The following is a 23659-nucleotide window of genomic DNA, read 5'->3' on the forward strand; positions in this document are numbered from 1 at the left end:
TCCAGGAGCGGCCTTTGCAATTCTGGTTGTCAGGCTTATTCGGCTTTCATCGCCTCAATCGAAATCATCACATTCAATTCGTCCCCTACATAAGGCGCAAATTTTCCGACCCCGAAATCGCTGCGTAACAGTTTGGTGGTGGCGTTAAACCCCAACCACGGCTTGCCCACCATCGGATGTTCGCCTGCCTGATTCAGCACAGCATCCAGCACCACGGACTTGCTTACCCCGTTGATCACCAGATCGCCGGTGATCAGTGCCGTTTTTTCACCCGTGATTTCAATACCCGTAGAAGTAAAGCTGATCGTGCTGTCATCTTTTGCATCAAAGAAATCCGGCGACATGAAATGCTTGAACCGCTTTTCCCACCCCGTATACATGGATTTCAACGGCATAGAGACCGATACCGAGGAGGACGCAGGCGCATCCGCATCAAACATGATTTCACCACCAAAGCCCGAAAACATGGACCAGGTCGTCGAAAATCCGAGATGGTTATAAGAAAAGACAACCTGGCTGTGGCTATTGTCCAGAATGTATTTTTCCGGCGCGGCAGCGGCCGATGTGGCAACCAAAGACGCCAGTGCTACAGCAATTAAGGGAAGTTTCATTTCACGTTCCTATCTGTTGTTAAGATGGGAACCAGTGTCGGCGCTGCCCCTGTTCAGGGCAATACGCCATGGGTCAACAGTTTGTGTTCGTAGATGAACAACTGTTTTGTGTTATGCCACCGCCTTTGGTTTGATCACGCCCTCGGCCCCTTCCAGGATATAACCGCGGTTGGCCTTGGTCCGCATTGGTGCATTGCGCCCCAGCAAATCGCGACCCATTTTATCACGCAACCCTGTCAGGTTTTCTTCCTTGTCCCGCGCGACCTCGATCACTTGCGCGGAATTGCCCAATCGCATCACCAAACGTACCTTGCCGTTTTCTTTTTGTGTCCGGTCAATAAACACCGATCCGATTTTTTCAAACGGGATACGGCCCTGAATGCGTGCAACACCTTTGGTATTTCGCAGCACTTCGCGGATTTCCAGTTTTGCCAGATCGACCTGAATTTCATATTTGGTCCCGTGTGAAGCATACCAGATCAATGTCACCCCGAACACACCGAACAAGGAAACCAACGCCATCTTGAAACTGATTAACTCGGGGGTAAATACCGACCCGGGCAAAGCCCAGAATCCCAAAGACGCCAGAACCAGCAAACCGCCAACAATCGCTGCCCCCCATTGAAAAACCACTGCCAGAGTGCGATCGCAAGTGTTACAACGCACAATATATCCCCAGTAGGTTTCGTTAACCTGTGTGGTCGATTTGTTATTCTTGCGGGTTTCCTTTCTGGAAACAGAAGCAATGGCATTCATGGACTTTCCCCGGTTTTATCTTCTTTGAGTTGTTTCTGACAAAGGATCATGACCGAAATGCGGCAGTTCCGGTTCATTTTGTTGTCGCTACAGGTTGTCTTTGCGTCAGCTTTAACAACCGCGCCGGTGGTAACGGATATGCCTTGCATCACAAGCCCAGCGTTGTATAAGGCCACTTCCTTTCCGCTGTAATTGATGAATCAGCGTAGCCTCTCGTGGGTGGGTCGTGGAAAGGTTGACCCCCGCCCTTTGAAATGCGCTTTAGAAATGAATAGGAGCGAACATGCCACTATACGAGCATGTGATGATTGCGCGTCAGGACCTGTCCAACACGCAAGCCGAAGGTCTGATCGAACATTTTGGTGCTGTGCTGGCCGATAACGGCGGCAAACTCGTTGATAGCGAGTATTGGGGCATCAAGACCATGGCCTACAAAATCAACAAAAACCGCAAAGGGCATTATGCTTTTCTGCGCTCGGATGCCCCGGCACCGGCCGTTCAGGAAATGGAACGCCTGATGCGTCTGCACGATGATGTTATGCGTGTTCTAACCATCAAGGTTGACGAGCACAAAGAACTGCCCAGCGTGCAAATGCAAAAACGCGAAGAGCGCGGCGACCGTCGCCCGCGTCGTTGATTTTAGCCCAGGAAAGGATCTAACCCATGGCATCTAAACCATTTTTCCGCCGTCGCAAAGTCTGCCCCTTCTCGGGTGATAATGCCCCTGCGATCGACTACAAAGACGTTCGTCTACTGCAGCGCTATATTTCCGAGCGCGGCAAGATTGTTCCGTCCCGCATCACCGCCGTTTCGGCCAAGAAGCAACGGGAACTGGCCCGCGCAATCAAACGCGCCCGCTTTCTTGCCCTGCTTCCCTACGCCGTGAAATAAGGAGCAAAGCACATGCAAGTTATCCTCATGGAACGCGTGGCCAAACTGGGTCAGATGGGCGAAGTAGTGTCCGTCAAAGACGGTTACGCCCGCAACTTCCTGCTGCCCCAAGGCAAAGCCCTGCGCGCATCGGAAGCCAACATCAAGCATTTTGAAGCGCAAAAAGCACAGCTGGAAGCGCGCAATCTGGAAACCAAAGCCGAAGCCGAAAAAATGGCCGGTCAGCAATTTGTTGTGATTCGGACAGCCTCGGACGCAGGTTCGCTTTACGGGTCCGTTTCTGTACGTGACGCCGCCGAAGCCGCCACAGCCGAGGGCTTTACGATTGACCGCAAACAGGTTGCCCTGGCTGCACCAATCAAGGAACTGGGCCTGCATACGGTTCACGTCGTTCTGCACCCCGAAGTCGAGGTCACAATCGAATTGAACGTGGCCCGTTCGGTCGAGGAAGCCGAACTGCAAGCCGCCGGTAAATCAATTGCCGAACTGGCCGCCGAAGCCGAGGCCGAAGCCGAATTCGAGATTGCGGAACTGTTCGACGATATCGGCGCTGCCGCCGAAGAAGACGAAGAGCTGGCCCCTGCTGCCGAAGAAGAGGCCCCAGCCGCCGAGGAAGAAGAGAACGCTGAAAAAGCATAAGCTTCTTTTTCAATATTAATCATGAAAAGCCGCATCAGACCCTGTCTGGTGCGGCTTTTTATTAACCATAGATTCAGTTTTTCGGAACTGGCCGGCTCTTCTACTCCGGCCTTTCAGTTTAAATAATCCTTTATTTATATATAATTACACGAAAATCTACCACAAAACCGATCTTAACCATTTATTCATTGTTAAATAGAAGTAAACGCCAGCACCGGTTAGGCCATTTACGGGGGCCATAATCGAAACAGGTGTAATCATGCGCTTAATTTATTCAGTATTTGCGGCATTGCTGCTGTCCGTCGTATCTGCCACAGCCGGTTCCAGTTATCTGGCGTTCTCCTTGGGCGCCAGTTTCGAGCATCACAAGTTTGATGTCTGGAATGGCCCCGCAACCCCCGGGCGCCGCGCGCTGACGGCTTCGGCCCGATCCAGCGATTTCGCGGTTGCCTTGGGAAGGCGCGATGCCTTTCATATAGGCAAACGCCCCTATGATCTGGAATTCGAACTATTCGAGCGCCAAAACAGCCATTTCACGGCCATAGGCCCTGCCGGAAACCACCCGACGGCCATCCGCACCACCAGCGTCCTGTTGTCGGCATGGACCCCAATTGCGCACGGGGACAAATGGACCTTAAAGGCGGGCGCTGGTGTTGGCGCACGCCACAGCATTTTCCGGATGCGGGGCCCGGGTATTGCTTTTACCACAGACGACCGCGCACCCTATGCAATGCTTGGACTGCGATACATCAAAAACGTCGGGCAACGCACACGGGTTTTCACGGAAATCCGGGCACATACGCGCCCGCCAATCTATTCCGCAGGCGGACCGATGCAAGGGCCGCTTGAACATAATTCGGCCGGCATCACCCTGCGCATGGGGCTGCAGATAACTCTTGGAAAATAATCCTCTCCAGCACGCTTGGCCTTGCTCTTTGCTTCCATCTATGTAAAAGACCATTACATAGTATGTAAAACAGAGTAACATTGCGAGGCATTGTGCAACAAGATATTGAAACCTATGATATAATTGCAATTGGTGCAGGATTGGGCGCATTAACGGCAGCGGCGATTCAGGCCCGACGTGGCAAACGGGTTCTGGTGATCGAAAAGCACAAGGTTCTGGGCGGATACGCCAGCGTCTTTGCCCGCAAGGGCACCCGTTTCGATGTTTCCCTGCACCAGATCAGCGGCGTTGAAAAAACAAGGGTCAGGGGTATTCTGGAACAGGCCGGTGTCTATGACAGGCTGGACTTCGTCAAACTGCCGGTTCTGTCGCATCTGGAACTGGCCCCTGATACCCCGCCCCTTGCCGTTCCTGCTGGTGACATGGAGGGGTTTCGCAACCAGCTGCTGAAGATGTTTCCAACCGAAAAGCGGGCGATCCGCCTATGGTTCTGGACCATGCGCCGTTTTGGTCGACAAATCGCCTATTTTGATAAATTGCGCGTCACTGGTCCCCTGCGACAAGGGGCTGGCCTGTTCCTTTTCCCGCTAACGGCACCAGTGTTGATGCTTGCCAGCATCTGGCCCCTGCCCCTTTCAATGGCCCTGCGCAGCCGCAACCCCGAGCTTCGGAAAATCCTGCTGCATTTCAGCGGATATTATGGCCTGCCTGCTGAACGGATCAACATGCTGTTCCCCATGGCCGCCAACTATTCCTACTATGCCGATGGCGGCTATTACCCCAAAGGCGGCGGCTATGCGATCAGCCGCAACCTGTCGATGGTGATCCGCAAAAACGGTGGAAAAATCATAACGGGTCAAGGGGATAGCCGGATCCTGACCCGTGGCGATCAGATTATTGGTGTGCAACTGGGCGATCAAAAATTCCTGTGCGATGAAATCATTTGCGGTGCCAACCCGTTTACGGTCTACCGCGACATGCTGCCCGACCACCCACGCGCCAAATCCGAACTGGAGCGCATCGGCAAACTGGAAACCGGCATGACGGCCTGTTCGCTCTATATCCGGCTAGATACGCCGATTGAAAACTTGAATCCTGATCTGAAAGACCATTATGAATACGTCCGCCCCCCCGAGGGCCGCGAGGCACAGCATTACGAAAGGTTCCAGTCCCGCAGCGGATTTGACGAGGATTATTCCAAAGACGGGCTAACCCTGACGGTCCACTCCAGCGTTGATCCACAAGAGGGCACTGGCAGCATCCTGAACCTGTTTTATGCCGATAATTATGCCCGCTGGGCAAGTCTGGGCGACAATGCCTACCAGGCGCAAAAGCAGATCGAGATCGACAAGATGTTGAAAGAGCTGGAAAAACTGCTGCCGGATGTGCGCAACCATATCGAAACCATCGAACTGGGGACCCCTTTGACGATGCAGAAATTCACCGGTAACGAAGGCGGCGCGATCTATGGCTTTGCCCAGACGCTGGCCCAGTCAGGTAGAAAACGGTTCAAAATTAACAGTCCCCTGCGCGGGTTGAAATTCGTCTCGGCCTGGAGCAATCCAGGCGGCGGTTACGAGGGCGTGTTACGTGTTGCCGACAGTTACGCCAACCCGATCGGCAGGAAGGCCTATGTGGTGCTGGCGCTGTTGATTGCTGGGTCCACCCAGATCGGAAAACTGTTTTAGGGCACCCCCCGACATGCAAAAAGCCGCCCCATTACAGGGCGGCTTTTCAAATTTCCAAGGTCTGGCCCCTGATTATTCTTTGTCGAGCGACTCAAGTGCCTTTTCAAGCTCTTCCTTGCTGATTTCTTTTTCAGAAACATCAGCCAGCTCAAACGCATAGTCCACAACCTTGTCTTCAAACAAAGGCGCGCGCAGCTGTTGCTGCATCTGCGGGTTTTGCTGAACGAATTCAAAGAATTCACGTTCCTGACCGGGGTATTGACGCGCCTGGTTCATGATCGCTTGCGACATTTCAGCGTCGGTCACTTCGACTTCGGCTTTTTGACCCATCTCAGCCAGCAACAGACCCAGTTTCACGCGACGCGCGGCCAGTTTTTTGTGCTCGTCCGTGGTTTCGATTTCGGGATGCTCGTGGCCCTGAACATCAGGGTTATCCTCGTGCCACAGCTGATGGGCAATCTGACCCGCTTCGGCATCCAGCAACGACGGGGGCAGTTCGAAATCCGACTCCTTGTCCAGCGCATCCAGCAGCGCCCGCTTCATCACCGCACGCGAGGCACCGGCGTATTCGGCTTCCAGACGCTCACCAATCTGTTTCTTCAGATCGGCCAGATCTTCGGCGCCATACTGTTTGGCCAGATCATCGTTGATTTCAGCCGCAGCCGGCGCTTTCACCGCTTTCACCTTACAGGCAAAAACCGCATCCTTGCCGGCCAAATTTTCGGCACCGTATTCCTTGGGGAAGGTTACTTTCACGTCCAACTCGTCACCGGCTTTGGCGCCGACTAGCTGTTCTTCGAAACCGGGGATGAAAGAATTGGAGCCCAAAACCAGCGGGTAATCCTCGGCGGTGCCGCCCTCGAACAATTCGCCATCAACCGAACCGGCAAAATCGAATACGATCTGGTCGCCGTCTTTGGCCTTGGAGCCTTTCTTGCGGTCTTCAAAGTTCTGCGCGGTTTCCGCCAGGCTTTTCAGCGCTTCTTCGACTTCTTCGTCGGCAGGCTTGACCACCAGTTTCTCCAGCTTGATCTTCTTCAGATCGGGCTGTTTGATTTCGGGCAGGGCTTCATAGGACATTTCGACTTCTATGTCGTCGCCCTCTTTCCACTCGTCATTGACCATCTTCACATCGGGCTGCATCGAGGGGCGGTCGCCGCTTTCCTCGAAATGCTTGGCCATGGCGCCGTCAACGGCTTCCTGCATGGCTTCGCCCATAACCTTGGGGCCAAACTGCTTTTTCATCAGCGCCATCGGCACCTTGCCTTTGCGAAACCCCTTCATTTCGACTTCGGGCTGGGCTTCTTTCAGCTTTTCATCGACTTTGGCGTCCAGCTCGGCGGCGGGGATGGTGATGGAATAGGCGCGCTTCAGGCCTTCGTTCAGGGTCTCTTTGACCTGCATGGCAGTGGTCCTTCATAACTAAATGGGCCGCGCGAATTACGCGGCGTGATAGATCAGGGTTCTTCTAGTGGCGGGTTTGGGGCTGTGCAAGGGAAAATGCCTGAAATATACGGTTTTGCCGCGCGATCCGCCATATATGGACAGGGATTTGGAAATGTGGTGCACCCGGCAAGATATACTTCGACCTTCGGAGGCTCTCATCGTTTCTGCAAAACGACTGCCGTCCAGTGTATTGTACGAAAAGCTGTTGGTCCTTCTGTTCCAGAAGAACCTGTGGTGCGGGTGAAGGGACTTGAACCCCCACGCCTCGCGGCGCCAGAACCTAAATCTGGTGCGTCTACCAATTCCGCCACACCCGCACTTTTCTTTCGGCCAGCAGCCCAAAGTCCGCGCCTTCTAGCAAAGCATTCGCGCCGTGGCCAGCAGAAAATTATTCATAAAACAACCAAGAGGAGAACACATTTTCGCCCCATTGTGAAACGACAATTTCAGGCAGACCACCAAGGGGACAATGTAATCATGACGGACAGTCCAGAATCACAATTGCAGACCAGCGCCGCCGTTCAAACGACCGGTATTGCCTTGGGAACCATTGTCCTGACCCTTGATGGCGAAATTCCGGTCGAGCATCTGAGTGCCGGTGACCGCATTATCACCCGCGACAGCGGCACCGCAGTTCTAAAGGCCATCCACACCCAGGAAATCACCATCCGCCCCTATCGTATCTCGGCGGATCGTCTGGGGCCGGGTCGTCCGGATGTTGACACGCTTGTCACCGCAGACCAGCCCATTCTGGTGCGTGGCCTGCTGGCCAAGGCCCTATTTGCGTCTGACAGCGCCATGGTGCCGGTGTCGCGGCTGGCCGATGGCGAATATATCGCCAAATGCGAAGAACAGACCCTGCGCGTATATGAACTGGAATTCGACACGCCGCATGTGATCTATGCAAACGGGCTGGAACTTGCCAGCACCTGCCACGCCATCTCCGTCGCGGCCTAAACGTCCAATTTGCGAAACACCTCGGGTAACTGCTCGGGCAGGTCTTCGGCGATCAATCCGGGGCCGAATTGCAATGCGCATTCCACATGCAGCCACGCGGCGGTTTCGGCCGCCTGCATCGGGTTGAACCTGCGTGCCAGCAACCCCGCGATAAACCCTGCCAGCACATCTCCCGACCCTGCGGTCGCGAGCCAAGGGGCGGCACGTTCGTAATGGGCAGAGTTGATTGATGCGCGCCCATCCCTATCGGCAATCACCGTATCGGCCCCCTTGAACAACACCACACAGCCTGCCCGTTTGGCCGCTTCGCGCGTCGCGTCCACCTTGGAATAGGCGGGGCCTTTGGTGGCCGGCGTGTTCAGCTTTTCGGCAATGTCGGGGAACAGACGGGCAAATTCGCCCGCATGCGGGGTTAAAACACATTTGCGATGCAACATGTCGAACAACGCAGGGTCTTTGGCCATCGCGGTCAGCGCATCCGCATCCAGCACCGTAGGGCGGGGTTTTACCCCGCCGCTGCCCAAAGCCACAGGCACCAGTTCCGCCGCCCGCTTCAGGCCCAAACCCGGCCCCAGACACAAAGCATTGATCCGCTCATCCTGTAAAACCCGCGCCAGCGCATCCCCGTCATGCACCGCAGACAACATTATCGCATTCAACTGCGCCGCGTTCTCGGCCACGGCATCGGGCGGACAGCCCACCGACACCACCCCCGCCCCGATCCGCAACGCCCCGCGTGCTGCAAGACGGGCCGCACCGCCTTTACCGCTAGCGCCGGACAGGATGAGAGAGTGGCCGTGGGTGTATTTGTGGTGATACGGCTCCTTAATAAATGAATCTGGGTATTTGTGCTCCAAAAGCCGCACGGCCTGTTTTCTCCGACCAATCGACTTTAGACCAATTGGCTTGATTACAAGCTTGCCTGTCAATTCCGGACCATCCTCCAGAAAATGTCCAACTTTAGCGCTATGAAAAGTTACGGTTAGGTCTGCCCGAAAATGTGCAAGCCCACCATTGGGCCCTTCCAACACCTTACCGCTGTCCGAACCCAGTGACGTTGGAACATCAATCGCGACAAGTCGCTCTTCCTGCCGTAATGATCGCTCATACGGCCATATAGCCAATCGAATTTTCTTAAGTACTTTCGCAACCTCGCCTTCGACAGGGCGAGCCAAGCCAGTACCAAACAAGGCATCACAAAATAAATCTGTATGAACGATTTCAAGGCGAGGAAAGGTATCTAGTTCCAACCTTGCAACTTCCCCGAACTCACACCACCTGATGTAATTCACCCTCGCATCGGGCGGCAGCTTCTCGGCATCCCCATACAAAAACACCTCCACCTCCCAGCCCCATTCCTTCAACAAGCGCGCCACCACGAACCCGTCACCGCCATTGTTGCCCGGCCCGCACAGAACCACCGCGCGGTGCGGGGCTTTGGCCAGTTCCGGCCACTCCTCAAACACCGCCTCGACCACCCCGCGACCGGCGCGTTCCATCAATTCCAGCCCCGTGACCTCCCCCGACTCAATCGCCGCCCGTTCAATTGCCCTCATCTGTGCCGCTGTCAGAAGTTCGGTCATTGTAAAAACCCTTTGTTCGCAAATCGCACAAAATCTATACGTTCTGCCTAATTTTTAATCACAAGCCGCAGAATCCGCCGCCACGCCCTGCCCCGTCCACCATAGCGAATTGTGAGGGGCATTTGAAAGTGGTCTGTCATTGTTGAAATCACCTGTCAGGGGAGTCGCAGGCTATGAAAAAGATTGAAGCGATTATCAAACCGTTCAAGCTGGACGAAGTAAAGGAAGCGTTGCAAGACGTGGGCGTTCAGGGGCTAAGCGTGATCGAGGTCAAGGGTTTTGGCCGCCAAAAGGGCCACACCGAACTGTATCGCGGTGCAGAATATGTGGTCGATTTCCTGCCCAAGGTGAAAATCGAGGTGGTTCTGACCGAAGATATGGTCGATGCCGCCATCGAGGCGATTGTGGAAGCCGCCAAGACCGACAAGATTGGCGATGGCAAGATTTTCGTGACACCGGTCGAGCAAGTCGTGCGTATTCGCACCGGCGAAAGCGGACCCGAAGCCATTTAGGATAAACCGGCGGAATTTCCGCCCCCAGTAATTTACCATAGAAAAGGAAGCAAAATGGACAACAAAGGCGTTCTGAAGCTGATCAAGGATGAGGATATCGAATATGTCGACATCCGCTTCACCGATCCGCGCGGCAAACTGCAACATGTAACGGTCGTGGCCGATCTGGTGGACGAGGATTTCCTTGAAGAAGGCTTTATGTTTGATGGCTCGTCCATCGCGGGCTGGAAATCGATTGATAATTCCGACATGAAACTGATGCTGGATCCTGCGTCGGCCTATATCGATCCGTTCTATGCCGAAAAGACGCTGGCGGTGCATTGCTCCATCGTCGAGCCGGACACCGGCGAAGCCTATAACCGCGACCCACGCGGCACCGCCCAAAAGGCCGAAGCCTATCTGAAGGCGTCGGGCATTGGTGATGTGTCCTATTTCGGCCCCGAGGCTGAATTCTTCCTGTTCGACGATGTGCGTTTCAGCGTTGAAATGAACAAGGTATCGTTTGAAGTGGACGCAGGCGATGCATCCTGGAACACCGACACCACCTATGAAATGGGCAACATGGGCCATCGTCCGGGCGTCAAGGGTGGCTATTTCCCTGTGAACCCGATTGATGACGCACAGGACATCCGGTCCGAAATGCTGTCGACCATGAAGCGTCTGGGCATGAAAGTGGACAAGCACCACCACGAGGTTGCCTCCTGTCAGCACGAATTGGGCCTGATTTTCGGATCCCTGACCCATCAGGCGGACGAATTGCAGAAATACAAATATGTGATCCACAACGTCGCGCACGCTTATGGCAAAACCGCAACCTTCATGCCGAAACCGATTTCCGGTGACAACGGCACAGGCATGCACGTGAACATGTCGATCTGGAAAGACGGCAAGCCGCTGTTTGCAGGTGATAAATACGCCGATCTGTCGGACGAGGCCCTGTGGTTCATCGGCGGCATCCTGAAACACGCCAAATCGCTGAACGCCTTTACCAACCCGTCGACCAACAGCTACAAGCGTCTGATCCCGGGCTTTGAAGCCCCCGTTCTGCGCGCCTATTCCGCGCGTAACCGCTCGGGCTGTGTGCGTATCCCGTGGACTGAATCGCCAAAGGCCAAGCGCGTCGAGGCACGCTTCCCCGATCCGGCGGCCAACCCCTATCTGTGTTTCTCGGCCCTGCTGATGGCCGGCCTTGACGGCATCAAGAACAAGATCGATCCGGGTGCCGCATCGGACAAGGATTTGTATGATCTGCCACCAGAAGAGCTGGCCGGTATTCCGACCGTTTGTGCATCGCTTCGCGAGGCGCTGGACGAGTTGGAAGCGGATCACGATTACCTGCTGGCCGGTGACGTGTTCACCAAGGATCAGATCGAAGGCTATATGGATCTGAAGTGGGAAGAGGTTTACGCCTATGAACACACCCCGCATCCGATGGAATACAAGCTGTATTACAGCTGCTAAGCGTGGCGGCGGGGTGAACCCCGCCCTACGGGAAATGATCAAAGGGCGTCCTTTTGGGGCGCCCTTTTTGCTATTTTGAAGATGGCACGATAAGGTCGGGGCGTATTGATTGAAGGAGGGATAAATGCCCCGCACATTAACCACCACATTCGCGGCCTTGTTGGCCGCATCCGTTTTCACCACCCCCGCAATCGCTGCCCAATGCGGCAACACATCCGCTGGCTATAACGCCTGGAAAGCCGCCTTTGCCAAAGAGGCCAAACGCGCCGGTGTTGGCAAACGTGGCTTGGCGGCATTGGCCGGAACATCCTATGCCAAACGCACGATTGCGGCCGACCGGAACCAGAAAAGCTTTCATTATTCGCTGGCGAAATTCATGAAAATCCGTGGCTCGGACACCATCGTTGCCCAGGGGCGCCGCCGCATTGCCAAGAACCCCGCCTTCTATGCCAGTCTGGAAAAGAAATACGGTGTTCCGGCTGCTGTTCTAGTGGCGATCCACGGGATGGAAACCGGCTTTGGGCATTTCATGGGGGATAGCAATGTGGTGTCCTCGATCAGCACGCTGGCTTATGACTGCCGACGCACCGATTTCTTTGTGCCCCACGCCATCGCCGCCTTGAAACTGGTGGATCGCGGCACGCTGTCAGCCAATTCTATCGGTGCACGTCACGGTGAAATGGGCCACACCCAGTTCCTGCCCGGCAATGCGCTGAAATACGGGGTGGATGGCAATGGTGACGGGCGTATCGACCTGAACAACATGGTCGACGCACTGGCCACCACCGCGAATTACCTGCGCGGCAAGGGCTGGAAACCGGGCAAAGGGTATCAGGAAGGCCAGCCGAATTTCCGCGTGATCGGGGAATGGAACGCGGCCACGGTTTACCAGAAAGCCATCGCAATCATGGCTGGCCGGATCGAAGGCTAAGACACATTAGGGCATGTCGCACCAAATCGAATTCACCGCCCCGACCGAACGCATTCGCTTGCGCGAACGCTGTCTCGGTCGGGGTGGCGAATGCTCAAATCTGATCAAGTGCGACACGCTCTAATCACCGCGATCAACAAAGGGGGTATCATGCCCCCTTTTTCGTTTGGTGATCGCCGTTAATATGTGCATATTCAGCGCAATTCATTTTAACGGAGAGTGTTTCATGACCAATCTAACGTCCGAGCAGGAAGTCCTGCGCGCATCCATCAAAAAATCCGCCATCATCTGGGGCGTGGTGCTGGGCCTGATCGTAGCCGGCCTTGCCTATTGGTTGCTGGGCAGTCAGGGCACAGGCATCCGCAGTGGTGGCGCTGCACTGGCGGGTTTGTTATCGGCGGGCCTGATCACCCGCAAAAACCTGTCCTCGGGCGCGGCGGGGGCGAAATGCGCCAACTGTGGTGCGGCCTTCAGTGTGTCGCGTGTAGACCGGCAAGAGGTTCTGGCCAAATCCACCCCCAAAGAAGAACGCAAAACTCTGGACAACGGCGACACCGAAGTCACCACATGGGTTGAAGAACTCTATGACGTTGACGACACATACAAGTGTTCCAGCTGCGGCGATACCACCCACAAGACCTATCAATCCACCCGCCGCAAGGACGAGAAAACCGTGGTGAAATCGGCCGGGAAAAAGGGGGCTGATGCGGGTAAAGGCAACAGCCACGGCAAGGGAAAATCGGCAGGCAAGAACTAGGCAGGCTTTACCAAGCTCCGGTGCAATGTGGTTTTCATTGCCTCGATATACCGAGAGGTGGGCCAGCCACATTCGCTGGTCAACTGCTCCCATGTTTGGAACGACAGGATAGTCGACAGCAGATCGGCCGCCGCAGAATCAGTCCAGCCATCGGCCAGTTTCCCTTCGGATTTCAGCGCTGAAATGATGTCGGCACAGCCAGCGCGGTGGCAGGACATGCATTCGTCCCACGCCATTTCTGCGGCGTCATCCGTCTCGCGCACCGAAAACAGCGCCCCAGCCAACCCGTGGATTTCCGGCAGGTAATTGCCCCAGACATCAATATAGGAATTCAGCATCTCAACAGCAGATTTTGCATTGTTGACTGCTTTAAGGCGATCATCCAGTCCATTGATTTCATCCACATATCTGGTTGTAGCACTTAACAGGTCAATCCGGCTGTCAAAATGCAGATATACCGCCTGACGCGACACGCCAGCCGCTTTGGCGATGTCGCTCATCCGCACGCCTAGGCCACGGCGTTCTTCCATCAATTGCCGTGTGGCTTGCAGGATTTTGGTGCGGGTATCGGGGGTATGACTTGACATAGTGTAAAGATTTACCTAGCCATAGGCCATCCGTCAATTGACACAGTGTAAAGTCATTGCACAGGAAAACCGACAGCCCATGCCCCGCCGCCGCAACATCCTGATTGCCTATGCCAGTCGACTGGGCAGCACCGCCGAAGTGGCCAAAACCATTGCCGATGAAATCGGGGCGCAAACCCGTTGCATTGATGATATCGAAAGCCTGGCAGGATACGACGCCGTGATCATCGGCAGTGCCATCCGTTACGACAAATGGCTGCCCGAAGCGACCGATTTCGTCAAAACCCACCAAAGCACCCTACAATCCATGCCGGTTGCGATGGGTTGTGTCTCGAAAGTGGTGGAAATTGATTTCAGGCACCTCCGAGCGGGTTGAGTTATGCGCCGGTCAGGCGGCTTGGTCAAGGGTTGCGTCGGCGACGGGCTGAGCGAGCGTTTCCCAGCCATCGACCTTTCGCATGACGATCTGCCCCGAGGCCATCAGAGCCCAAAGCAGCATCGGCACGGTCTCGGCGCATGGCAGCACGGTCTGGGTCTTGATGCGGCGGCGGAATTCCTCGTTCAGGCGTTCGATCGCATTTGTCGTTCTGGCCGATTTCCACTGGCCTTGTGGCAGACGCGTGAAGGTGAAAAGCTTATCTCCTGCTTCTTCCAAGCTGTCAGCGACGGCCTTGCATTTCAGCCGCCATTTTCGCAGAAATGCCTTGCGGCGGGTGGCGATTTCCTCGGGTGTTTTGGCGTAGATCATGTCGCGGTAATCTTCTGTCAACTCATCATGCATACGCTTGGGTGCCTTGGCCAGAAGGTTGCGGTGCTTGTGCACCGTGCACCTCTGGATCGGCAGATCTTCACCCCAGAGGGCAATGAGAGCGACCTCAAGTCCCGGTGCCCCGTCCACGATGACAAATTCGGGCCGTTTCAACCCGCGCGCATCCAGATCGTTGATGAACTGACGCCAGGCGGAGGTGCTTTCGCCGCCCATGTTCATCAGTGATAACAAGACCTTCTGCCCATCCCGGCGCACGCCAATCGCGGCCAGAACCGAGATATTGGTGGCCTTCCTGTCAATCCGCGTTTTGATCACGGTGCCGTCCAGGATCAGCCGCACGATGTCTTCATCCGCAAGGCTGCGGGCGCACCACGCCTGCCAGTCCACCTTCACCTTGCGCCAGGCGCGGCTCACCACATCCTTGCTGACCGCCCCCTGAAACAGGCCGAACAGGGCGCGTTTTACCCGCCGTGTGTTGGTGCCCGAAAGGTAGACAGCAGCGATCAGCGCCTCGGCCTTCTTCGTCAGCCGCTGGTAGCGGGGCAATGCCTTCGAGCGCCATTCTCTGGCCTTGCCGGCCTCGCCTGTGATCCGCGCACGCGGCACGCGCACCGTTTCGGTTCCAAATGTTCCGACCAGTTGCCGCTCGCGATGCCCGTGGCGGTATCCGGCCTTTGCCCCGCCGCTGCGGCCATACCGGCAACGGCCCAGAAACTGCTCCAGCTCCTCTTCGAAAACCGCCTCGATCGTCGCGCGGATGTTCTGGCGCAGCCGGTCTTCAATCGGGTCATAGCCTGCTTCATTGGCCAGTAGCGCGGATGTCGATGTTGCTGTATTCTTTGTCATGGCGTGATCTCCTTGGCGGTTCCAGCCGCCGGTTGGGTGGCTTCGATGCACCCGGAGATTACGCCGTCCTCGAATTTCCACCAAACTCGCGACACTACCGATTGGCGCAAGGTTCATGCACTAGAGGCTCGTCCACCAGCTGCGGCAGAGTGAATCACGCGGGCATTTGAACGAGTATTTGCGGGCCGGTTTTGCTATAAATCGGTCATGACAAATGCCGATGATCTTCCCGATGATATTAACGCCTTGAAGGCTCTGCTACTCGCGTCCGAAGGGCGTAATCAGCGCAAGCAGGAACGAATTGATCGTCTGGAAAAGCTGTTAGCCGACTTCAAACGGGCCTTGTTCGGGGTCAGGTCCGAGAAGGTCGATCCCGGGCAGTATGAACTGGCACTGGAAGATATCGAAACGGCGATGGCGGCCATTCATGCCGAAGATGAAGCGGTTGATCCGCCCAAGCCAAAGCAAGCACGGCGCAAAACCAACCGTGGCCATTTGCCCAAACATTTGCCGCGTGTTGAAGAAATAATCGAGCCTGAAGATACAGCCTGCAGCTGCGGGGCGGAACGTCATATCATTCCCTGCCCGGCAGGTGATTGCAAGCAATCACCGATAGGGGCGAGGACACCTCCGAGCGGCTCGATATTATCCCCGCTCAGTTCCGTGTGATTGTCACCCGCCGCCCGAAATATGCTTGCCGTTCTTGTGAGGCGGGCATTGTGCAGGCCCCCGCCAAACCCCGTCTGATCGAGGGTGGTATGCCGACCGAAGCAACAGTGGCCAGCGTGATTGTTTCCAAATACGCTGACCACCTGCCGCTGTATCGGCAGGCTCAAATCTATGCGCGACAGGGCGTCGAGCTGGATCGCTCAACGCTGGCATCCTGGGTCGGTAAGGCTGCATACGAACTGCGACCCGTCTATGATTGCCTGCTGGCCAATCTCAAACAATCGTCCAAGTTGTTCATGGATGAGACCCGCGCACCAGTGCTGGACCCGGGACAAAAGAAGGTCAAAACCGGCTACTTCTGGGCGCTGGCCCGTGATGATCGCCCTTGGTGCGGCGACGCCCCTTCCGGGGTGGCCTTCACCAATGCGCCGGGGCGTGGCGGAAAATATGCCGATGGTATTTTGCAGGACTTTAGCGGTATCCTGCAAGTGGACGGCTATGCCGGTTACAACCGCTTGCTCAAGTGTACCCGTCAGGATGTGCAACTGGCCTATTGCTGGGCCCATGCACGGCGAAAACTTTATGACGTGGCCAAGGCCAGTGCCGCTCCGATTGCACAGGAGGGTTTGAAGCAGATTGCCGCCCTCTACCGGATCGAGGCCGAGATCAAAGGCCAGTCCGCCGGTGCGCGCCTTGCGGCACGCATCGAACGCATGAAGCCAAAGTTGGAATTATTTGAAAAATGGCTGACCCACAGCCGCGCGAAGGTATCGGCCAAATCCCCGACCGGCGAGGCCCTGAAATACATCGCCAAATACTGGTCTGGCTTAAACCTGTTCCTGACCGACGGCCGCATCGAGATCGACAACAATCCGGTCGAGCGCACGATCCGCCCCATCGCCCTGAACCGCAAAAATGCCCTGTTTGCAGGCCACGAAGCAGGTGCCCAAAACTGGGCCATGCTCGCCTCCCTGATCGAAACCTGCAAATTGAACGCCATCGAGCCGCACAGCTATATCTCCGGCATCCTCACCGCCATCGTCTGCGGCCACAAACAAAGCAGGATAGATGAGCTTCTGCCTTGGAATTACACTGGTTGAAACGGCCAGAGGATATCCTATGCGTATTATCGAAATAAAAGTCACCCTGAACGACATCGAACCCAAGGTTATCCGCGTTTTGCAGGTGCCCGCCGACATTCGGCTGGACAGGTTGCACCTGACTTTGCAGGCCGCTTTGGGATGGACAAACTCGCACCTTTACATGTTTGAAGCGGCCCGTACGATATGGGGTGTGCCTGACCCCGACTTTGGTGGCGATGAACTGCCCGCCAACAAACCCACCTTGTCTGAGGCGATCGAGGACACCGGTCAAAAAACCATCAACTACATTTACGATTTTGGTGATAACTGGGAGCACAGGATCAAAATCGGCAAAATCACCGACCCAGTGCCCGGTGATCTCTACCCCAGACTGATCGAAGTTGCCGGCAAATGCCCGCCCGAAGACGTCGGCGGCTTTCCCGGCTATTGCGAGTTCCTTGACGCCATCGCCAACCCAAAACACCCAGAGCATAAAAACTTAAAAGAATGGTTCGGCGATACATTCGATCCCAACCAACCTGAAACCGACGAACTCAAAATGGAGCTTCTAAAATTGGCAAAACGTTGGAAAACTCGGAAATAGTGCGCGCGGATCAAGCGCAACGTGGGAACAGAGCACCGCTTACGTTGATGCCATCTTTCCCAAGGTAAAAAGGAGTAGGTAGGTCGATGAAATACGAAGCTATAGAGCCTTAGGTAGTGTCGCGAGTTTGGTGGAAATTCGAGGACGGCGTAATCTCCGGGTGCATCGAAGCCACCCAACCGGCGGCTGGAACCGCCAAGGAGATCACGCCATGACAAAGAATACAGCAACATCGACATCCGCGCTACTGGCCAATGAAGCAGGCTATGACCCGATTGAAGACCGGCTGCGCCAGAACATCCGCGCGACGATCGAGGCGGTTTTCGAAGAGGAGCTGGAGCAGTTTCTGGGCCGTTGCCGGTATGGCCGCAGCGGCGGGGCAAAGGCCGGATACCGCCACGGGCATCGCGAGCGGCAACTGGTCGGAACATTTGGAACCGAAACGGTGCGCGTGCCGCGTGCGCGGATCACAGGCGAGGCCGGCAAGGCCAGAGAATGGCGCTCGAAGGCATTGCCCCGCTACCAGCGGCTGACGAAGAAGGCCGAGGCGCTGATCGCTGCTGTCTACCTTTCGGGCACCAACACACGGCGGGTAAAACGCGCCCTGTTCGGCCTGTTTCAGGGGGCGGTCAGCAAGGATGTGGTGAGCCGCGCCTGGCGCAAGGTGAAGGTGGACTGGCAGGCGTGGTGCGCCCGCAGCCTTGCGGATGAAGACATCGTGCGGCTGATCCTGGACGGCACCGTGATCAAAACGCGGATTGACAGGAAGGCCACCAATATCTCGGTTCTGGCCGCGATTGGCGTGCGCCGGGATGGGCAGAAGGTCTTGTTATCACTGATGAACATGGGCGGCGAAAGCACCTCCGCCTGGCGTCAGTTCATCAACGATCTGGATGCGCGCGGGTTGAAACGGCCCGAATTTGTCATCGTGGACGGGGCACCGGGACTTGAGGTCGCTCTCATTGCCCTCTGGGGTGAAGATCTGCCGATCCAGAGGTGCACGGTGCACAAGCACCGCAACCTTCTGGCCAAGGCACCCAAGCGTATGCATGATGAGTTGACAGAAGATTACCGCGACATGATCTACGCCAAAACACCCGAGGAAATCGCCACCCGCCGCAAGGCATTTCTGCGAAAATGGCGGCTGAAATGCAAGGCCGTCGCTGACAGCTTGGAAGAAGCAGGAGATAAGCTTTTCACCTTCACGCGTCTGCCACAAGGCCAGTGGAAATCGGCCAGAACGACAAATGCGATCGAACGCCTGAACGAGGAATTCCGCCGCCGCATCAAGACCCAGACCGTGCTGCCATGCGCCGAGACCGTGCCGATGCTGCTTTGGGCTCTGATGGCCTCGGGGCAGATCGTCATGCGAAAGGTCGATGGCTGGGAAACGCTCGCTCAGCCCGTCGCCGACGCAACCCTTGACCAAGCCGCCTGACCGGCGCATAACTCAACCCGCTCGGAGGTGCCTGAAATCAATTTCCACCACTTTCGAGACACAACCTATATGCATAATAACTATCTCTATCTGTTGCTCAACACAACAAAGTCATGTGGGTGACAATGGTTTGCAATGACACATCAATTTCAATCAATACCATTTTTACCCCCGAAAAGGAGCACAACCAATGACCCCTACAGAACTAGTACTAAACGCCGTAACAGCGATCTTTATCAACTTCGATGCGGATTCTGCACAGCAATTGCTGGCAGACGGCTACATCCAGCACAATCCCGGTGTGCCAACCGGTGCGGCCCCTATTCTGGGCTTCATTCCCGGCCTTAAAGAAAGCGGGATCAAGCTGGACATTCACCGGACCATTACCGATGGCAACCTGGTTGCAATGCATACAACATACCAAAATGCGCAGGCCTTTGGCGCCCCGACACTGGTTGGTTTTGATGTTTACCGCGTCGAGAATGGCAAGGTTGTGGAACATTGGGACAATCTACAAGTACCCAGCGCACCAAACCCATCGGGTCATTCTATGGTCGATGGTGCAACTGAAGTCACCGATCTGGATACCTCTGGATAAAACCGAGGCCAACAGGGCGCTGGTCGTTCGTTTTGTTAAGACAGTCCTTAAAGGGGGCGATGCGTCCAACATCACTGACTTCATTTCAACCGAGACCTATATCCAGCACAACCCCGGTATTGCCGATGGCCTTGACGGTTTGGGGGCGGCACTGGCAGGAATGGCTGAAAGCGGGGTTACGATGGTCTATACCGATACCCCTGTTGTTGTTGCCGAAGGGAATTTTGTCCTGACAGGATCCGAAGGCATACTGGGCGGCAAGCCAACAGCATTTTACGATCTGTTCCGCGTTGAAGGCGGCAAGATTGTCGAGCATTGGGATGTGATATCGAAAATCCCTTCCGAGATGGCACACACCAACGGTAAGTTCTGAGCGGCATGTTCAAACAATTCTCTCGGCGTCCCCGCCGAGAGAGCAGCACGGGCCTGTGATGATCGCATATGCTGACCAGCGTGCCTGTAATTGGCGTTACCCGCTTGGTGCTTGCCGGATGTTGTCAGGTAACCATGTTGCGATCTCGGGCCAGATCACAAGGATCACCACCATCAGCAACATCAACCCGACCATCGGCACGGCGGTTTTGGCAATGTAGGAAATCTCGTGCCGCGTCATCCCCTGCAACACAAATAGGTTGAACCCGATCGGCGGTGTGACCTGTGCCATTTCAACCACCACCACAATGAAGATGCCAAACCAGATCACGTCGATCCCCGCCTGCCGGATCATCGGCTCGACGATCGCCATGGTCAGCACCACCGATGAAATTCCGTCCAGAAACATGCCCAGAAACACATAGAAAATCGTTTGCACAACAATCAGCATTGTTGGCGACATGTTCAGGCTGTCGATCCAGGCTGCCAGATGCCGTGGCAATCCGGTGAACCCCATGGACAGCGACAGGAAAAACGCCCCCATCAGGATCAGCGATATCATCGCCGAGGTCCGCGTGGCCCCCATCAACGAGGCGGTGAAGGTGCCCCAGTTCAGCGACCCTTGCATTGCCGCAAGAGCGAGGGATCCCAGTACACCGACCGCTGCGGCCTCGGTTGCAGTCGCGTATCCCAGATACATTGACCCGATCACCACAGAAACCAGCAACAAAACCGGCACCAGAAAGCGGCTTTCGGACAACATTTGCGGCAGGCTCATGGATGGTTCAGGTTCGGGTCGCTGATCCTTGAACATGAAATGCCAGCCCATGATATAAAGCGCGAAAAGGCTTGCCAGAATAAGACCCGGAATAATGCCGGCCATGAACAGTTTGGTAATGCTTTCGTTGATGGTTACGCCGTAAACAATCAGCGTCAGCGATGGCGGGATCATCAGACCCAGCGTGGCGGCGCCAGCCAAGGTGCCGATGATCATATGTTCGGGATAACCACGTTTGCGCAACTCGGGGATCGACATTTTGCCAACCGTGGTCAGGGTGGCAGCGGATGATCCGGAAACGGCGGCAAAGATGGTGCAGCCCGCAATATTAGTGTGCAGCAACCCGCCCGGCAGCCAGCGCAACCACGGCGCCAACCCGCGAAACATGTCTTGTGATAATCGCGTTCGATACAGGATTTCACCCATCCAGATAAACAGTGGCAGGGCGGTCAATGTCCAGCTACTTGCCCCTGTCCAGATGGTGGTGATCATCGCATCCCCGGCGGGCCGTGTGGTGAACAGTTCCATCCCCACCCAGGCAACCCCCATCAGGGCCAGCCCGACCCAGACCGAGCCACCCAACAGGGCAAACAACACAAACAGGAATGTAAGGGTCGCGTATAATTCGTTCATTCGATTGCCTCGCCCACAATGCTGGTTTCACCGTTCACCAGCAGCCGCGTTAACGCATCCCACAGCGCCACGGCCAACAGGATGGTGCCGGCCGACATCGGCAATTGTGGCAACCAGATCGGCGTATAAACCCAGCCGGATCCGGTTTCAGCCCAGATTTGCCCCCATTTTGATGGCGCATTGGCAAACATCGAAAAGAAGGAAATCAGCCATTCTGGTGTATAGTCCTGCCCCTGTGTGCGGTCATTCAACACCACCGACATGATGTTTGTCTTGATCGCGTAACGGGCGAAATAGGTGGCAGTGATGGCGGCAATCAGCGTTGCCAGCGCGTCCAGCCAGAAACGGGTATGTTCGTTCATATTCAGGAAAATCGACACCCTGATATGACTGCCATTCACCAGTGCATAGGCCAGTGCGAAAAACGAAGTTGCGGCCATCGCATAGCCCGCATATTCGGTCGATCCGGGGAACGTCAGGCCCGACCAGCGCGATATCATCTGCGCCACGATCAGCAACAGGATCAACAGCATGAAAAAGGCGGCGATCATCCCGGCAAAGACATAAACCTTGTCCAGAAACCGCCAGACCGGAGCCAATATCCGTTTCGCTGCCCTGCCCTGTATCAGGCAGTAACCAGCCAGCAGCGCCGGAAATACGAACAGCCACACCCACAAGGGCAGCCCCAGAAATGGTTGCCAGTCTCTCACCGTGTTATCCCCTGAAATCCAGAATGTGGCCCCCGCAAATGTTGCGGGGGCCACCGGCTTTTACATTTTGTGGTAAGCGTCCAGAATGGCCTGGCCGGCATCACCGGTTGTTGCCAACCAATCGGCGGTCATTTTTTCGCCAATGGCTTTAAGCTCGGCCAGAAACTCGGGACTGGCATCGGTAACGGTCATGCCATTTGCCTCAAGCTGCTCGAAATACCAGTTCGCCAGTTCTTCGGATTTTGCGGCACAGGCGGCACCGGTTTCATCCGCGGCTTTCTGGATGCCGGCTTTGGTCGCATCATCCAGCCCGTCCCAAACGCCCTTATTCACCATCACATAGTTGCGCGGCAGCCATGCGTTGACCTTGTAGTAATAGCTCAGCTGTTCCCACACTTTGCGGTCATATCCGGTTGAACCGGATGAAATGAACGCCTCGGCCACACCTGTTGCAAGGGCCTGGCTTAACTCGGCTGCTTCGACCTGAACCGGCACCATGCCAAGTGCTTCGGCAAAAGTGGCCGTCGCGGTGTTGTAAGAGCGGAATTTCACGCCTTGGGTATCAGCAGAAGAATTCACCTCTTTCTTGAAATAGAACCCCTGTCCCGGCCACGGGCATGTATAAAGCGCGACCAGATTCAGGTCGGACAGCTGCGCATTCACGCTTTCCTTGGCGGCCTGCCACAGCTTTTCGTTGTCCTCGTATGTGGTGGCAACAAACGGCAGATTGTCCCAGCCCAGCAACGGGGCTTCATTTGCATGGGCCGACATGAAACGTTCGCCAATCGGCACCTGACCGGTCTGGATCGCGCGCTTGATCTCGCCCCCTTTGAACAGTGATCCACCGGGATGCACGGTGATATTGATACCGCCATCAGTGTATTCGCGCACCTTGTCGGCAAACACCACGCCCATTTCCGAATGGAAATTGGTGGCGGAATAGGCCATCGGCATATCCCAGTCTTCGGCCATCACAGCAGAAGCACCCAATGTAAGGGCAACGGTGACAGCCGCCGCCAGATTGGTTTTGAATGTGATCATATTTATTCTCCCTATTATTGATCTACAGTCTTGTTTGTCTTTTTGATCCTGCAAAGCAGTATCGGTGAATTCCATATCCCCCCAAACACCCCAAGACCGGCCGCCGCCACGCTCTTTTTCCCATCAAGGACAGGCGTGAAATGGCAGCAACACCCGCACACCTTAGCCCCTGATCTATTTGTGTTGCAACGAATTTTCCGCGGCTCTGCCCTTTGGGGCCACACTTGGACTAACAGGAGTCCTGAAAAGCAATTCAAATGTCGCGTCTTGGAAACACGGTTGCCAAAGCCTGTTCAATCTTATCTAAAGTCCTCCATGAATAGTATATTAGCAATTGCGGCCAAGATTACCGGCTTCTCGATCATTTCCTTTTCGCGCTTTATCACAGCGGTA

The 23659-nt window shown here is 55.5% G+C and carries 24 protein-coding genes, 1 tRNA gene and 1 pseudogene; 16 read left to right on the forward strand and 10 right to left on the reverse strand.

Annotated elements, in window-relative coordinates; all coding sequences use genetic code 11:
- Positions 1-35: 35 nt before the first annotated feature.
- A complete protein-coding gene (locus ACQY4M_RS08730; protein ID WP_428543222.1) occupies positions 36-611 on the reverse strand; it encodes a YceI family protein in 576 nt (191 codons plus the stop codon).
- 111 nt (positions 612-722) lie between these two features.
- Positions 723-1367, reverse strand: coding sequence for a hypothetical protein (locus ACQY4M_RS08735; protein ID WP_428543224.1), 645 nt, complete (start codon positions 1365-1367; stop codon positions 723-725).
- Between the two features lie 283 nt (positions 1368-1650).
- Between ACQY4M_RS08735 and rpsF the strand changes: the two genes are divergently transcribed.
- The 5 genes from rpsF (at position 1651) to ACQY4M_RS08760 (ending at position 5492) form a co-directional block, all read left to right on the forward strand.
- Positions 1651-2004, forward strand: a complete 354-nt coding sequence (gene rpsF / locus ACQY4M_RS08740) for a 30S ribosomal protein S6 (protein ID WP_118942238.1) — start codon at positions 1651-1653, stop codon at positions 2002-2004.
- Between the two features lie 26 nt (positions 2005-2030).
- A complete protein-coding gene (gene rpsR / locus ACQY4M_RS08745) occupies positions 2031-2258 on the forward strand; it encodes a 30S ribosomal protein S18 (protein WP_428543226.1) in 228 nt (75 codons plus the stop codon).
- 12 nt (positions 2259-2270) lie between these two features.
- Complete coding sequence (gene rplI, locus ACQY4M_RS08750) at positions 2271-2897, forward strand: 50S ribosomal protein L9 (protein WP_428543228.1); 627 nt, start codon at positions 2271-2273, stop codon at positions 2895-2897.
- Between the two features lie 259 nt (positions 2898-3156).
- Positions 3157-3804: a hypothetical protein gene (locus tag ACQY4M_RS08755; RefSeq protein WP_428543230.1), complete on the forward strand. Its 648-nt coding sequence runs from the start codon at positions 3157-3159 to the stop codon at positions 3802-3804.
- 92 nt (positions 3805-3896) lie between these two features.
- Complete coding sequence (locus ACQY4M_RS08760; protein ID WP_428543232.1) at positions 3897-5492, forward strand: phytoene desaturase family protein; 1596 nt, start codon at positions 3897-3899, stop codon at positions 5490-5492.
- A 72-nt stretch (positions 5493-5564) separates the two neighbouring features.
- On the opposite strand, the gene tig is transcribed toward ACQY4M_RS08760, so the two are convergent.
- Positions 5565-6896: a trigger factor gene (tig, locus tag ACQY4M_RS08765; RefSeq protein ID WP_428543234.1), complete on the reverse strand. Its 1332-nt coding sequence runs from the start codon at positions 6894-6896 to the stop codon at positions 5565-5567.
- A 274-nt stretch (positions 6897-7170) separates the two neighbouring features.
- Positions 7171-7255 (reverse strand) — tRNA-Leu (locus ACQY4M_RS08770).
- A gap of 160 nt (positions 7256-7415) precedes the next feature.
- On the opposite strand from ACQY4M_RS08770, the gene ACQY4M_RS08775 reads away from it, so the two are divergent.
- Positions 7416-7895: a Hint domain-containing protein gene (locus ACQY4M_RS08775; protein WP_428543236.1), complete on the forward strand. Its 480-nt coding sequence runs from the start codon at positions 7416-7418 to the stop codon at positions 7893-7895.
- On the opposite strand, the gene ACQY4M_RS08780 is transcribed toward ACQY4M_RS08775, so the two are convergent.
- Positions 7892-9478 carry an NAD(P)H-hydrate dehydratase gene (locus ACQY4M_RS08780; protein ID WP_428543238.1) on the reverse strand — a complete coding sequence of 529 codons (1587 nt, stop codon included), beginning with the start codon at positions 9476-9478 and terminating at the stop codon, positions 7892-7894. The two genes, ACQY4M_RS08775 and ACQY4M_RS08780, sit on opposite strands and share 4 nt — an antisense overlap.
- Before the next feature lie 173 nt (positions 9479-9651).
- On the opposite strand from ACQY4M_RS08780, the gene ACQY4M_RS08785 reads away from it, so the two are divergent.
- The 4 genes from ACQY4M_RS08785 (at position 9652) to ACQY4M_RS08800 (ending at position 13139) form a co-directional block, all read left to right on the forward strand.
- Entirely contained in the window at positions 9652-9990 is a 339-nt protein-coding gene (locus tag ACQY4M_RS08785; RefSeq protein ID WP_118942231.1) for a P-II family nitrogen regulator, read from the forward strand.
- 54 nt (positions 9991-10044) lie between these two features.
- Positions 10045-11451 (forward strand): type I glutamate--ammonia ligase, encoded by a 1407-nt coding sequence (glnA, locus tag ACQY4M_RS08790; protein WP_428543240.1) that lies wholly within the window; start codon positions 10045-10047, stop codon positions 11449-11451.
- Between the two features lie 124 nt (positions 11452-11575).
- Positions 11576-12382, forward strand: a complete 807-nt coding sequence (locus tag ACQY4M_RS08795; protein ID WP_428543242.1) for a lytic murein transglycosylase — start codon at positions 11576-11578, stop codon at positions 12380-12382.
- A gap of 226 nt (positions 12383-12608) precedes the next feature.
- Complete coding sequence (locus tag ACQY4M_RS08800) at positions 12609-13139, forward strand: hypothetical protein (protein ID WP_428543244.1); 531 nt, start codon at positions 12609-12611, stop codon at positions 13137-13139.
- Here ACQY4M_RS08800 and ACQY4M_RS08805 read toward each other — a convergent pair.
- Positions 13136-13726, reverse strand: coding sequence for a TetR/AcrR family transcriptional regulator (locus ACQY4M_RS08805; protein WP_428543246.1), 591 nt, complete (start codon positions 13724-13726; stop codon positions 13136-13138). The two genes, ACQY4M_RS08800 and ACQY4M_RS08805, sit on opposite strands and share 4 nt — an antisense overlap.
- 79 nt (positions 13727-13805) lie before the next feature.
- Here ACQY4M_RS08805 and ACQY4M_RS08810 point away from each other — a divergent pair, with 79 nt between their 5' ends.
- Positions 13806-14102 carry a flavodoxin domain-containing protein gene (locus ACQY4M_RS08810; RefSeq protein WP_428543248.1) on the forward strand — a complete coding sequence of 99 codons (297 nt, stop codon included), beginning with the start codon at positions 13806-13808 and terminating at the stop codon, positions 14100-14102.
- A gap of 12 nt (positions 14103-14114) precedes the next feature.
- On the opposite strand, the gene ACQY4M_RS08815 is transcribed toward ACQY4M_RS08810, so the two are convergent.
- A complete protein-coding gene (locus ACQY4M_RS08815; RefSeq protein ID WP_428539582.1) occupies positions 14115-15341 on the reverse strand; it encodes an IS256 family transposase in 1227 nt (408 codons plus the stop codon).
- A gap of 207 nt (positions 15342-15548) precedes the next feature.
- Between ACQY4M_RS08815 and tnpC the strand changes: the two are divergent.
- From tnpC to ACQY4M_RS08840, 5 genes and pseudogenes are all read left to right on the forward strand, one after another.
- Positions 15549-17110: pseudogene (gene tnpC / locus ACQY4M_RS08820) on the forward strand (IS66 family transposase).
- A gap of 19 nt (positions 17111-17129) precedes the next feature.
- Complete coding sequence (locus ACQY4M_RS08825) at positions 17130-17696, forward strand: plasmid pRiA4b ORF-3 family protein (protein ID WP_428543250.1); 567 nt, start codon at positions 17130-17132, stop codon at positions 17694-17696.
- Positions 17697-17907: 211 nt separating this feature from the next.
- Positions 17908-19134, forward strand: a complete 1227-nt coding sequence (locus ACQY4M_RS08830; RefSeq protein WP_428539582.1) for an IS256 family transposase — start codon at positions 17908-17910, stop codon at positions 19132-19134.
- A 190-nt stretch (positions 19135-19324) separates the two neighbouring features.
- Positions 19325-19732 carry a nuclear transport factor 2 family protein gene (locus ACQY4M_RS08835; protein WP_428543252.1) on the forward strand — a complete coding sequence of 136 codons (408 nt, stop codon included), beginning with the start codon at positions 19325-19327 and terminating at the stop codon, positions 19730-19732.
- Entirely contained in the window at positions 19692-20105 is a 414-nt protein-coding gene (locus tag ACQY4M_RS08840; protein ID WP_428543254.1) for a nuclear transport factor 2 family protein, read from the forward strand. Before ACQY4M_RS08835 ends, ACQY4M_RS08840 begins: the two co-directional genes overlap by 41 nt.
- Positions 20106-20201: 96 nt before the next feature.
- Here the strand turns inward: ACQY4M_RS08840 and ACQY4M_RS08845 are convergent, their stop codons facing one another.
- The 3 genes from ACQY4M_RS08845 to ACQY4M_RS08855 are packed head-to-tail and all read right to left on the reverse strand — an operon-like array spanning position 20202 to position 23266.
- On the reverse strand, positions 20202-21515 hold the full coding sequence (locus tag ACQY4M_RS08845) for a TRAP transporter large permease (RefSeq protein WP_428543256.1): 1314 nt from the start codon (positions 21513-21515) through the stop codon (positions 20202-20204).
- Positions 21512-22225 (reverse strand): TRAP transporter small permease, encoded by a 714-nt coding sequence (locus ACQY4M_RS08850; protein WP_428543258.1) that lies wholly within the window; start codon positions 22223-22225, stop codon positions 21512-21514. The genes ACQY4M_RS08845 and ACQY4M_RS08850 overlap by 4 nt, the downstream gene beginning before the upstream one ends.
- A gap of 60 nt (positions 22226-22285) precedes the next feature.
- Positions 22286-23266: a TRAP transporter substrate-binding protein gene (locus tag ACQY4M_RS08855; RefSeq protein WP_428543260.1), complete on the reverse strand. Its 981-nt coding sequence runs from the start codon at positions 23264-23266 to the stop codon at positions 22286-22288.
- Positions 23267-23659 lie beyond the last annotated feature (393 nt).

Source organism: Profundibacter sp. (genome assembly GCF_965277155.1).
Taxonomy (GTDB): domain Bacteria; phylum Pseudomonadota; class Alphaproteobacteria; order Rhodobacterales; family Rhodobacteraceae; genus Profundibacter.

Excerpts from the sequence above, each read along its gene's own strand:
- ACQY4M_RS08730 (WP_428543222.1), bottom strand. The coding sequence starts at position 611 with ATGAAACTTCCCTTAATTGCTGTAGCACTGGCGTCTTTGGTTGCCACA.
- ACQY4M_RS08735 (WP_428543224.1), bottom strand. The coding sequence starts at position 1,367 with ATGAATGCCATTGCTTCTGTTTCCAGAAAGGAAACCCGCAAGAATAAC.
- rpsF (WP_118942238.1), top strand. The coding sequence starts at position 1,651 with ATGCCACTATACGAGCATGTGATGATTGCGCGTCAGGACCTGTCCAAC.
- rpsR (WP_428543226.1), top strand. The coding sequence starts at position 2,031 with ATGGCATCTAAACCATTTTTCCGCCGTCGCAAAGTCTGCCCCTTCTCG.
- rplI (WP_428543228.1), top strand. The coding sequence starts at position 2,271 with ATGCAAGTTATCCTCATGGAACGCGTGGCCAAACTGGGTCAGATGGGC.
- ACQY4M_RS08755 (WP_428543230.1), top strand. The coding sequence starts at position 3,157 with ATGCGCTTAATTTATTCAGTATTTGCGGCATTGCTGCTGTCCGTCGTA.
- tig (WP_428543234.1), bottom strand. The coding sequence starts at position 6,896 with ATGCAGGTCAAAGAGACCCTGAACGAAGGCCTGAAGCGCGCCTATTCC.
- ACQY4M_RS08775 (WP_428543236.1), top strand. The coding sequence starts at position 7,416 with ATGACGGACAGTCCAGAATCACAATTGCAGACCAGCGCCGCCGTTCAA.
- ACQY4M_RS08780 (WP_428543238.1), bottom strand. The coding sequence starts at position 9,478 with ATGACCGAACTTCTGACAGCGGCACAGATGAGGGCAATTGAACGGGCG.
- ACQY4M_RS08785 (WP_118942231.1), top strand. The coding sequence starts at position 9,652 with ATGAAAAAGATTGAAGCGATTATCAAACCGTTCAAGCTGGACGAAGTA.
- glnA (WP_428543240.1), top strand. The coding sequence starts at position 10,045 with ATGGACAACAAAGGCGTTCTGAAGCTGATCAAGGATGAGGATATCGAA.
- ACQY4M_RS08795 (WP_428543242.1), top strand. The coding sequence starts at position 11,576 with ATGCCCCGCACATTAACCACCACATTCGCGGCCTTGTTGGCCGCATCC.
- ACQY4M_RS08800 (WP_428543244.1), top strand. The coding sequence starts at position 12,609 with ATGACCAATCTAACGTCCGAGCAGGAAGTCCTGCGCGCATCCATCAAA.
- ACQY4M_RS08805 (WP_428543246.1), bottom strand. The coding sequence starts at position 13,726 with ATGTCAAGTCATACCCCCGATACCCGCACCAAAATCCTGCAAGCCACA.
- ACQY4M_RS08810 (WP_428543248.1), top strand. The coding sequence starts at position 13,806 with ATGCCCCGCCGCCGCAACATCCTGATTGCCTATGCCAGTCGACTGGGC.
- ACQY4M_RS08815 (WP_428539582.1), bottom strand. The coding sequence starts at position 15,341 with ATGACAAAGAATACAGCAACATCGACATCCGCGCTACTGGCCAATGAA.
- ACQY4M_RS08825 (WP_428543250.1), top strand. The coding sequence starts at position 17,130 with ATGCGTATTATCGAAATAAAAGTCACCCTGAACGACATCGAACCCAAG.
- ACQY4M_RS08830 (WP_428539582.1), top strand. The coding sequence starts at position 17,908 with ATGACAAAGAATACAGCAACATCGACATCCGCGCTACTGGCCAATGAA.
- ACQY4M_RS08835 (WP_428543252.1), top strand. The coding sequence starts at position 19,325 with ATGACCCCTACAGAACTAGTACTAAACGCCGTAACAGCGATCTTTATC.
- ACQY4M_RS08840 (WP_428543254.1), top strand. The coding sequence starts at position 19,692 with ATGGTGCAACTGAAGTCACCGATCTGGATACCTCTGGATAAAACCGAG.
- ACQY4M_RS08845 (WP_428543256.1), bottom strand. The coding sequence starts at position 21,515 with ATGAACGAATTATACGCGACCCTTACATTCCTGTTTGTGTTGTTTGCC.
- ACQY4M_RS08855 (WP_428543260.1), bottom strand. The coding sequence starts at position 23,266 with ATGATCACATTCAAAACCAATCTGGCGGCGGCTGTCACCGTTGCCCTT.